This window comes from Streptomyces sp. NPDC048584 (assembly GCF_043199595.1).
GTDB lineage: Bacteria > Actinomycetota > Actinomycetes > Streptomycetales > Streptomycetaceae > Streptomyces > Streptomyces edwardsiae.
Map to the genome: position 1 here is coordinate 91,609 of NZ_JBICWF010000007.1, position 9,780 is coordinate 101,388.

11 protein-coding genes are annotated in these 9,780 nt (G+C 69.1%); all 11 read left to right on the forward strand.

From position 1 onward, the window contains the following. Nucleotides 1–116: 116 nt before the first annotated feature. The 11 genes from ACGFR9_RS17310 (at nt 117) to ACGFR9_RS17360 (ending at nt 9,748) form a co-directional block, all read left to right on the forward strand. Nucleotides 117–905, forward strand: coding sequence for a GntR family transcriptional regulator (locus ACGFR9_RS17310; protein WP_393208803.1), 789 nt, complete (start codon nt 117–119; stop codon nt 903–905). A gap of 445 nt (nt 906–1,350) precedes the next feature. Beyond that, nucleotides 1,351–1,527, forward strand: coding sequence for a hypothetical protein (locus ACGFR9_RS17315; RefSeq protein WP_393208806.1), 177 nt, complete (start codon nt 1,351–1,353; stop codon nt 1,525–1,527). Then, nucleotides 1,524–2,690 carry an SIS domain-containing protein gene (locus ACGFR9_RS17320; protein ID WP_393208809.1) on the forward strand — a complete coding sequence of 389 codons (1,167 nt, stop codon included), beginning with the start codon at nt 1,524–1,526 and terminating at the stop codon, nt 2,688–2,690. The genes ACGFR9_RS17315 and ACGFR9_RS17320 overlap by 4 nt, the downstream gene beginning before the upstream one ends. Before the next feature lie 52 nt (nt 2,691–2,742). Further along, complete coding sequence (locus ACGFR9_RS17325; protein ID WP_393208811.1) at nt 2,743–3,735, forward strand: BadF/BadG/BcrA/BcrD ATPase family protein; 993 nt, start codon at nt 2,743–2,745, stop codon at nt 3,733–3,735. Further along, entirely contained in the window at nt 3,732–4,670 is a 939-nt protein-coding gene (locus tag ACGFR9_RS17330) for a DMT family transporter (RefSeq protein ID WP_393208814.1), read from the forward strand. The genes ACGFR9_RS17325 and ACGFR9_RS17330 overlap by 4 nt, the downstream gene beginning before the upstream one ends. Nucleotides 4,671–4,725: 55 nt before the next feature. Further along, nucleotides 4,726–5,574 (forward strand): ketose-bisphosphate aldolase, encoded by an 849-nt coding sequence (locus ACGFR9_RS17335; protein WP_393208817.1) that lies wholly within the window; start codon nt 4,726–4,728, stop codon nt 5,572–5,574. Between the two features lie 301 nt (nt 5,575–5,875). Then, a complete protein-coding gene (locus ACGFR9_RS17340; protein ID WP_393208820.1) occupies nt 5,876–6,976 on the forward strand; it encodes a peptidoglycan-binding protein in 1,101 nt (366 codons plus the stop codon). A 163-nt stretch (nt 6,977–7,139) separates the two neighbouring features. Further along, nucleotides 7,140–7,742: a winged helix-turn-helix domain-containing protein gene (locus ACGFR9_RS17345; RefSeq protein ID WP_393208823.1), complete on the forward strand. Its 603-nt coding sequence runs from the start codon at nt 7,140–7,142 to the stop codon at nt 7,740–7,742. Further along, nucleotides 7,739–8,971, forward strand: a complete 1,233-nt coding sequence (locus ACGFR9_RS17350) for an MFS transporter (RefSeq protein ID WP_393208826.1) — start codon at nt 7,739–7,741, stop codon at nt 8,969–8,971. Before ACGFR9_RS17345 ends, ACGFR9_RS17350 begins: the two co-directional genes overlap by 4 nt. Before the next feature lie 167 nt (nt 8,972–9,138). Further along, nucleotides 9,139–9,480 (forward strand): phosphopantetheine-binding protein, encoded by a 342-nt coding sequence (locus tag ACGFR9_RS17355; RefSeq protein ID WP_393208829.1) that lies wholly within the window; start codon nt 9,139–9,141, stop codon nt 9,478–9,480. 58 nt (nt 9,481–9,538) lie between these two features. Then, the gene (locus ACGFR9_RS17360) at nt 9,539–9,748 is read left to right on the forward strand and encodes an MbtH family protein (RefSeq protein ID WP_393209578.1); all 210 of its coding nucleotides are present in this window, start codon (nt 9,539–9,541) and stop codon (nt 9,746–9,748) included. Nucleotides 9,749–9,780 lie beyond the last annotated feature (32 nt).

Below are 9,780 nucleotides of genomic sequence, written 5' to 3' on the forward strand. Positions count from 1 at the left end.
GACGGCGGCAACGGGAGGGCGTCCCGCGTGGCATGCTGTGAGAACGTAGGTGGTATGCGAGTGGCATGTCAATGGTTCAGCGGCAGGGTTGGCGACGGAACCGGTATGCTTCTGGTATGACCGATGCGAGAACGCCGATGCCCAGGGGCCTGTTCGCCGACGACGTCCTCCCGCTGTACGAGCGCACAGCCGCCCGGCTGCTCGAAGACCTGCGTGCCGCCGCTGCCCGACCCGGCGACCGGCTGCCCTCCGAGCGCGCGCTGACCACTCGGTACGAAGTCTCGCGCGTGACACTGCGAGCCGCCCTCGCCCAGTTGGAGTCGCGAGGCATCGTGCGGCCGTCCTCGTCGCGCGGGTGGTTCGTCGCCGAGCCCGGCCTGTTCCCCGACGCCACGGCGGCGTCCGCCTCGACGGCCCCCCAGGTCCAGGGTTTCGCCGACTACGCCCAGGCCAACGGCCTGACGACGGCCGGCAAGGTGCTCTCCGCCACCGTCCGCCCGGCCACCGTGTCCGAGGCCGAACAGCTCCGGATCGCCCCGGGCGCCGACCTCTTCGACCTCCACCGGCTGCGCTTCCTCGACGGCCTGCTGGTGGTGCTCGAGCACAACCGCCTCCCCTTGGCGGCCTGCCCGGCCCTGGCCGACACCGACTTCAACAGCGCCTCGCTGTACGCCACCCTGCGTGCCGCGGACCCGCCGCAACTGCCGCGCGTCGCCGACTACTCCGTCGAGGCCCGCCACCCGACGGCGCGGGAGATCGAGTTGTTCGAGATCGGTGACACCATGCCGATGCTCGTCGCGACCCAGTTGACGTCCAACCAGGACGCCCGCCCGATCGAACTGACCGTCCAGGTCTACCGAGGGGACCGCTACCGGTTCCGGGCCTCCATCACCAACCAGACCTGAATGATCACCGCAGGACCCTCGCACCGGCCTCGCTGTCGCCGACATCTGCGCGCAGCGGGGCCGGTGCCGTCTCGCGCTCGCCTACGCGACGCCGGGCGGCGGCATCGATGAACCGTCCCGCCCGCGCCCGACAGCCGCAGAGACTGCCGACGAGCGGTCCGCGGACCGGGGACTCCCCGCCGGCTCGGCGCCGCGCGACGCCGCGAGCGGCGACCCCTCGATGACGTCGGATTCCGGCAGGACAGGCCGCTTGTGCCGGCCGCAGCCCAGTGTGCTCAAGGACGACCACCCGGCCGTCCTGGGGACCGTAGCCGCCGACACCTGAGACCAGAAGCATACCGATAGGGGCTATTGACCACCCTGAATAGGACCACTACTGTCCCACTCGAGCTCCGGCCCATCGAGGTGATGGTGCCCGGCATGCACATTCGGCAAGGGGTGGGCGATGCACAGCCCGTTGGATGAGGTGGTCCGACGCCGGCAGACCGGACGGCCGCAGCGCACCATCGCGGTCGCATGTGGTCTGCCACCGGACCGTGTGGTTCTCGGCGGCGACCACCTCTGCGACGTACCGCGCGACTACGGCCGCAATTCCCATCCGAACCAGAAGGAGCACGTGTGACCACGCTCCCCGGCGCACTGTCCGTCGGCGACGGCGCTGCCCACACCGTCCGTGAGATCGTCCAGCAGCCGGCCCTGTGGAGGGAGGTCGACCGGGCCGTCACGGCCTCCCGGGCATCGCTGGACGCGTTCCTGCGTCCGCTCATGGCGCGCGGCGACCTGCGTGTGGTGCTCACGGGCGCCGGCACATCCGCGTTCGCAGGACAGGTGCTCCAGCCGGCTCTGACGCGGCGCCTGGGGCGGCGCGTCGACGCGGTCCCCACCACGGACCTCGTCGCCGACCCGCGCGGTTGCCTCGCCGAGGACCTGCCGACGCTGCTGGTGTCCTTCGCGAGGTCGGGTGACAGTCCGGAGTCCGTGGCCGCCACCGCCCTGGCCGACCAGGTTCTCTCCGAGGTGCATCACCTCGTGATCACCTGCAATGAGCGGGGCCGACTGGCGCGCGAGCACGGGGAGCGGCCGGAGTCCCACGTGCTGCTGATGCCTGCCGAGTCCAACGACCGCGGCTTCGCCATGACGTCGAGTTTCACGTGCATGACGCTCGCGGCGCTGCTGGCCCTGGGCGGGGACGCGTACGACGGGGTCGCCGAACGCCTGGCCCGGGCAGCCGAGTCGGTCATCGAGGCCGGTGCCGTCGACCGCACCGTCGGCGCCCTGGTGGACCGGGAGCCCGGGCGCATCGTCTTCCTCGGCAGCGGCCCGCTGAAGGGTCTCGCCGAGGAGTCGGCGCTGAAGGTGCTCGAGCTCACCGGCGGCACGCTCACGGCCGTCGGGGAGTCCTCGCTGGGATTCCGGCACGGCCCCAAGGCGGTGCTCGACGAACACTCGGTCGTCATCGTGTACCTGTCGAACGATGCATACACCCGCCGGTACGACCAGGACATCGTCACGGAACTGCGCGGAGATCTACCCGCCGGCAGTGTCGTCACGGTCTCCGCGGACGGCTCCGGCACGGGAACGGAGAGCGGAGCCACCGACGACTGGCCGCTGCCCGGCCTCCACGACGTCGAGGATGTCGCCCTGGCACTGCCGGCCGTGGTGTACGCACAGCTCATCGCGCTGCGCGCCTCCCTGCGCCAGGGCCTGCGGCCCGACAACCCGTTTCCCTCGGGCGAGGTCAACCGCGTGGTGCGGGGCGTGATCCTGCACTCCCTGCAGAACTGATCGAAGGAATCAAGGGCGCGGATCGAGGGCGCCGGACGCGGAGGTAACGACGATGTTCCTGGGTGTCGACGGCGGCGGTACGAAGACCGCGTTCTGCCTGGTCGACCGGTCCGGACAGATGGTGGCGCGAGCGCGGGCGGCAAGTTCGTACTACTTCTCCCACGGCATCGGTCTCGTCGAACGGGTACTGAAGGAAGGCATCGACGCCGTCTGCGCGGCGGCCGAACTGTCCCCGGCCGACATCGAGTACGCCTTCTTCGGCCTGCCCGGTTACGGGGAGGCGGCCCACGATCTGCCCACGCTGAACGCGACACCGCGAGCGGTGCTCGGGCACGACCGCTACGCGTGCGACAACGACATGGTCTGCGGCTGGGCGGGTTCGCTCGGCGCGGTCGACGGCGTCAACGTCATCAGCGGCACCGGCTCGATGACCTACGGCGAGCGGTCGGGCCGGGGTGTACGCGTCGGCGGCTGGAGCGAGATGTTCGGCGACGAGGGATCGGCGCACTGGATCGCGGTCCGCGGCCTCAACGCCTTCTCGCGGATGAGCGACGGCCGGCTCCCCGAGGGCCCCCTGTCCGAGGTGCTCCGGCGCCACCTCGATCTCGCGTCGGACCTCGACGTGATCGACGTCGTCCACAACCGGTGGCAGGGCGACCGGGGCCGGATCGCCGCACTCAGCCGCTCGGTGACGGAGGCTGCCGCTCTCGGCGACGAGGTCTGCGCGGCGATCCTCGCCGAGGCCGGCCGGGAACTCGCCCTGCTCGTCGAAGCCACCCGCGAGCGGCTGGAGTTCGGCCCGGACGAGGCCGTCCCGGTCTCCTACTCCGGTGGCACCTTCGGCGCCGCCGTGGTGCTGGAGGCGTTCACCACCGCACTGAAGAGCGGCTTCGCCGGCTACGACCTGCGACACCCCCTGTACGAGCCTGTCGTAGGAGCTGCCCTGTACGCGGCGAAACTCGCCGGAACCCCGCTCGACCGGCCCGCGCTCGACGCGCTGCGCACGGCCTCCGGATCCCCCGCCCCAGGAGAGGACGACCGATGAACAACGGTACGAGAAGCTGGATCCTGTACGCATCGCTGCTGGTGCTGTTCTGGGGTGTATGGGGCGCCTTCTCGAGCGAGCCGAACAGCAGGTACGGCTACCCCAACGAGATGATCTACGTCATCTGGGCCTTCACGATGCTCATCCCCGCGTACTTCGCGATGCGCGGCAACAAGTTCGACCGCCGGCCGATCGCCGCGATGTACGGACTGATCGCGGGACTGACCGGCGCCGGCGGACAGTTGCTGCTGTTCCAGGCGCTCGCCGACGGCCCGGCGTACCTGATCTTCCCTCTGGTGTCGCTCTCCCCGGTGATCACCGTCCTCATGGCGACGGTCCTGCTGCGCGAACGCATCACCCGCCTCGCTGTCGTGGGCGTAGTGGCGGCACTGACATCGATCGTGCTGCTCAGCATTCCCAGCGGCGGGGGCGACTCCGACTCGCACGGCCCGTGGCTGCCGCTGGCCGTCCTGATCTGCGTCGCCTGGGGTGTACAGGCCTTCTGCATGCGCAAGGCCGCACTCGTCGGGGTCAACGACGCGACGACCTTCGGGTGGATGACCATCAGCGGCCTGCTGCTGGTGCCGGTGGCGGTCGCGGTCATGGGCGGATTCCCGTCAGGCGCCCCCTGGCAGGCGCCGGCACTCACCGCCGTGACCCAGGTCCTCAACGCGGTCGGCGCCCTGTTCCTGGTCATGGCGTTCAGCCGGGGCAAGGCCACGGTGGTCGCCCCCGTCACCAACGCGCTGGCCCCGGTTCTGACCATCGTGCTGTCCCTGGCGGTCTATCGGACGCTGCCCAGCGTGTGGGCCGGCATCGGCATCGTGCTGGCCCTGGCCGGCTCGACCCTGATGGTCTACAGCGACGAGAGGAGCGGCGAGAGCTCCGTGGCACCGGGTGCGGCCGACGGTGACGTGAGTCCTGCCATGCGGTAGCCCCGAGCACCCGAACCGACCGTCGAAGCAACAGGAAAGCGAGGGGAACACCCCCATGTCCCTGGTTCCCACGCGCGAACTCGTCGAGAGGGCAGCCGCTGCAGGCCGGGCCGTCGCGGCGTTCAACGTGATCACGCTGGAACACGCCGAGGCGATCACCGCCGGAGCGGAGGCCGCAGATCGTTCGGTGATCCTGCAGATCAGCGAGAACGCCGTGCGGTTCCACGGCGGCCGAGTCGGGCCGATCGCACGGGCCGCGGCCGAGGTCGGCACGGCATGTGACGTCGACGTCGCGCTTCACCTGGACCATGTGACGGACATACGGCTGCTGCACACGGCAGCCGACGCGGGGTTCTCCTCCGCGATGTTCGACGCCGGGGCGCTGCCCTACGCCGAGAACCTCGCCGCCACCCGCGCCGCGGTGCGGTGGGCTCACGGCGCGGGCCTGTGGCTGGAGGCCGAACTCGGCTATGTGGGCGGCAAACCGGACGCCCCCGCGAGCGCCCATGCCGCCGGGGTGCGCACCGACCCGCGGGAAGCGGCACGGTATGTCGCGGACACCGGCGTGGACGCCCTGGCCGTCGCCGTCGGCAGCAGCCACGCGATGACCGAACGCTCCGCGTCCCTGGACCACGCGCTGATCCAACGACTGCGGGATGCCGTGCGCGTGCCCCTGGTGCTGCACGGTTCGTCGGGCGTCGGCGACGACGAACTGCGCCGAGCCGTCCGGGCGGGCATCGTGAAGGTCAACGTTGGCACCGCCCTCAACATCGCCTTCACCCGTGCGGTCCGCGAGACGCTGACGGCGCGGCCCGACCTCACCGACCCCCGCCCCTACGTCGCCCGGGGCAGGGAGACGATGGCGGAGACGGTACGTACCCTGCTCGGGGTGGTGAGCGGCTGAACACCGCCCGTTCGCGGCGGGGCGGCACGATCAGTCCTCCGTGACTCACCTTCCGCGCGATCCGCCACCACCTGCGCCCGTCGACGCCACCTCAGCGGGAGTGTCGACCGACGCGAGCGCATATTGTCCGGGTCACGTCACTGACTGATGCCGCTTTCCCACATCGCTGGGCCCGGACCCCGGTTCCTGCCATCGTGATGCCCGTCGGGAAACACAGGCGCCCCCGGTGAACCACCAACTCTCCAGGCGCTGTTCGACCCATTCGGGTCGACGACCCACACCAGGACGATAACGGGGAACCATGTCTCTTCGCACTCGGCTCACGCGCCGCGCGCAGCTCACTCTCATCGGCCTCACCGCCGGCGGTGTCGCGGCTGCCGCGATCGCCGTAGTACCGTCCCTCGCCGACAACGACTCCTCGAAGCCGGTGACGGTCGCCGCGCAGAAGGACGCCGCCTACGGGCCCGAACCCGAGGCCGACAGCGAGCTGGTCGCCCAGCCCAACGAGCTGACGGCCATGGCCACGGCCTCGCTCTCCCCCGACACGATGATCAGCCGGGCGCGTACCTGGCTCACGGCCAACGGCGGAAAGCCGGTTCCCTACAGCATGGAACGTGTCTGGAAGGACGGCTACCGCCAGGACTGCTCCGGCTACGTCTCCATGACGCTGGGACTGGGGAAGCCGGGTCTGAACACCGTAGGTCTCGCCGATTCCCGAAACGGCGTCACCAAGCGGCTCGGCAGCGTGAGCCAGCTCAAGAAGGGCGACCTGCTGATCGACCACCGGACTGATGACGGCGACTTCCGACACGTGGTGATCTTCGAGAAGTGGGCCAACGCGTCGCACAGCGCCTACTGGGCATACGAGCAGCGCGGCACGTACGGCACGACCCACCGGCAGCTGAAGTACGGGATCGGCAACGACCATTACGACCCCTTCCGCCCGGTCAAGCTGGGTGGTGGCGGCGGTGGCGGCACGCAGCCGCCGGCCCCGAGTGTCTCCTGGCCGACCCTCAAGAGCGGCTCCCAGGGCGCAGACGTGCGGTCCGCCCAACAGTTGCTGGCCTCGCGGGGCTACACACTCGACGTCGACGGCGTCTTCGGTCCGAAGACCCGCTCCGCGGTGATCCGGTTCCAGAACTCGCAGTCCCTGGCCGCCGACGGCGTCGTCGGCAAGAACACCTGGTCCAAGCTGATCAGGACCGTGCAGTACGGCTCGTCCGGCCAGGCGGTGAAGGCGGCCCAGACACAGCTGAACGTCTACGGCCACGGTCTCAAGGTGGACGGTGCGTTCGGCGCGAACACGAGGTCGGCGGTGGTCGCCTTCCAGAAGAAGCACGGCTTGCAGGCCGACGGCGTCGTCGGCCCGCAGACGTGGCGCACCCTGCTCGGCAGCCGCTGACCCGAACGGCCCCGACGGCTCCTCCCCCATCGCACCCGCGACGGGGGAGGAGCCGTCACCGTCGGCACCTCGCGCGATGTCCGCGAAATACGTCCCAGCTGTCGCTCGCGGCTCATGGAAATAACTCTTTCGAAAGAGTACTTTCTATGGCTAGAGTGGCGCCATGTCCGAACAACCGTCCCGCGTCATCGCTGATCCGCGTGCCCTGATGGCCATCGCGCATCCCCTACGCCTCCGCATCCTCGAGGCCCTGGCCCTGCACGGACCGCTGACGGCGACCGACGTCGCGCATCATGTCGGCGAGAGTCCCGCGAACTGCTCCTGGCATCTACGGCAGTTGAACAAGTACGGCTTCATTGCCGAGGCGGGCGGCGGCAGCGGCCGGCAGCGGCCATGGCGCATGGTCGTAGACGCTCATCGGTGGGGGGTCGGCGAAGAGAGTCCCGAACTGGCGAGGGCCGGGGACGCCGCATCGCAGGTGCTGATCGATCTCGAGTATCGCGCCCTGCGCGAATGGCTGACGACTCGACGGCAGGAGACGCCCGAGTGGCGTGATGCCGGTTTCTTCAACCAGGCCGTGGGCTGGTGCACGCCCGAGGAGTTGGACGATCTGCGGACCAGCCTGTCCGAGCTGTTCGCGCCCTATCTGGGACGTATCGAGGAAGCTTCGGCCCGCCCGGCCGGATCTCGACCCGTCCGGCTCATGGGCTGGGGAATCCCGGCCGCGACATCGGAACCCGGAGACGGGACGGAGGAGCGGACGTGAAGAGCTTGTTGGGCAGGCGCGGCTTCCGGACGATCTTCGTTGCGCTCACCGTGAGCATGCTGGCCGAGTCGGTTCTCATTCTTGCTCTGGGGGTCTGGGTAAAGGAACTGACCGGCTCGGACGGGCTGGCAGGCGCCACCTTTCTCGCGTTGAGCGCCCCCATGCTCGTTGCTCCGCTGGCCGGTTGGGTCGTGGACCGGATTCCACGCCGGGTGATCTTTGTCGCGCTGAATCTGATCACCGCCGGCTTACTCCTTCCGTTGCTTGTGGTCCGTCAGGAATCCGATCTGTGGATCGTGTATACGGTGGCTGTCGGCTACGGCCTCTCGTACATCGTGCTCGGCGCGACGGTCAGCGCCTTGGTGCCCGAGTTGGTGCCGGCGGATCTGCTCCCGGAAGCCAACAGCGCCCTGCAGACGGTCAAGCAGGCGCTGCGGCTCCTGGGGCCGTTGATCGGGGCCGGACTGTTCAGTCTCCTGGGCGGCGCGAAGCTTGCCGCGGTGTGCGCCGTGTGTTTCCTGGTGGCCGGTGTCGTCGGGATGCTGCTGGGTGCCGGTCAACAGGTGGTCCGGATTCCGGAGACTGCCGACCGTCCGACCTGGTCGAGTGAAGTCGGCGCTGGGCTCGCGCACTTGGTGCGAGATCCCGTGCTGCGGAAGGTGGCCGTCTGTTCGGCACTGAGCATGATCGGTCTTGGCGTGGGGGAGAGTCTGTACTTCGCGTACGTCGATCAGGGCCTCGGCAGGGACGCGGCCTTCCTCGGAGTGCTGGTCTCGGCGCAAGGCGTGGGGGGAGTGGCGGGCGGAGTCGCTTCGGCGCGCATAGTACGGCGGTTCGGCGAGGTCGGCGCGGTAGGCGTCGGTATCGCGTTGTTCGCGCTGGGGAGCCTCGCACTGATCCAGCCGACGCTCTGGCTTGCGCTGCCTGCCTCCGTGCTGATCGGAATGGGTCTTCCGGTTTCCATGGTCGGTACGAACACGCTCTTGCAACGACGTACTCCGGCCCACCTTCTAGGGCGCGCGGCGACCGCACTGGACGCGCTCGTGAGTGGGCCTCAGGCGCTGGCGATCGGTGCGGGCGCCGTTCTCGTGGGCGTGGTGGACTATCGGCTCCTCTTCGCGGTGACCGGGGTGGCGATGGCCTGCGTCGGCGGACAACTCTGGATCGCGCGCCGTCTTGCTCAGCCGGCTGTTCCTGCCGCGCCGGCCAGGGCCGACTTCCCGGGGTGACACCGGTGGTGCCGGGGCACGCCGATACCTGGGGCGGAGAGCCTTCTCCGGGACACCGCCCGGCACGGGGCCGACGGGATGCAAATAGGTCGCCGAAAGCGCGACGATAGGGTCCGTGTCTAGCTTTCTCTTGCTCAGATGGGTGAAACCCGCAGCGAGGAGAGGCAATGACGGAATCGGTCGCAGATGCCGCGGATGCACGACGTATGACGCCGCGCACCCGTCATGAAGAGCTTCTCTTCGGTATGTGGCAGGAAGTCCTCGGCCAGCCGGAAATGAGTGTTGAGGATGACTTCTTCGTACTCGGGGGAAACTCTCTCCATGTCATCCGCCTCATCTCGCGCCTCGGCGAACAGACGGGGGTGGATTTTCCACTCCAGTTCGTGCACGACTATCCGACTGTCGCGGAGGGTGCGGCCCGCCTCGACGTGCTGGCGGCGAAGAGCGGGGGAGTGCTCACAGAGGATTCCGTCGCTGGTGAGTTCCGCCGGCACCGTGATGATTGGTGAGGCGGTACGGGATGAGCACAGCATTCCCTCGTCGACGACGACCGGACAGGAGAAAGCGATGACGGACAGCGGAGATCTCCGTTACCTCGTCGTACGCAACGACGAAGAGCAGTATTCGATCTGGCCCGAGGGCAGGGATCTGCCGGCGGGCTGGCACGCCGAGGGGAAATCGGGGAGCCGCGAGGAATGCCTCGAGCATATCGAAGCGGTCTGGACCGACATGCGGCCGCGCAGCTTGCGGATCCGGATGGAATCCGCCGACGTCTGACAGCGTCGGTATCCCGTTTTTCCTTGATGATG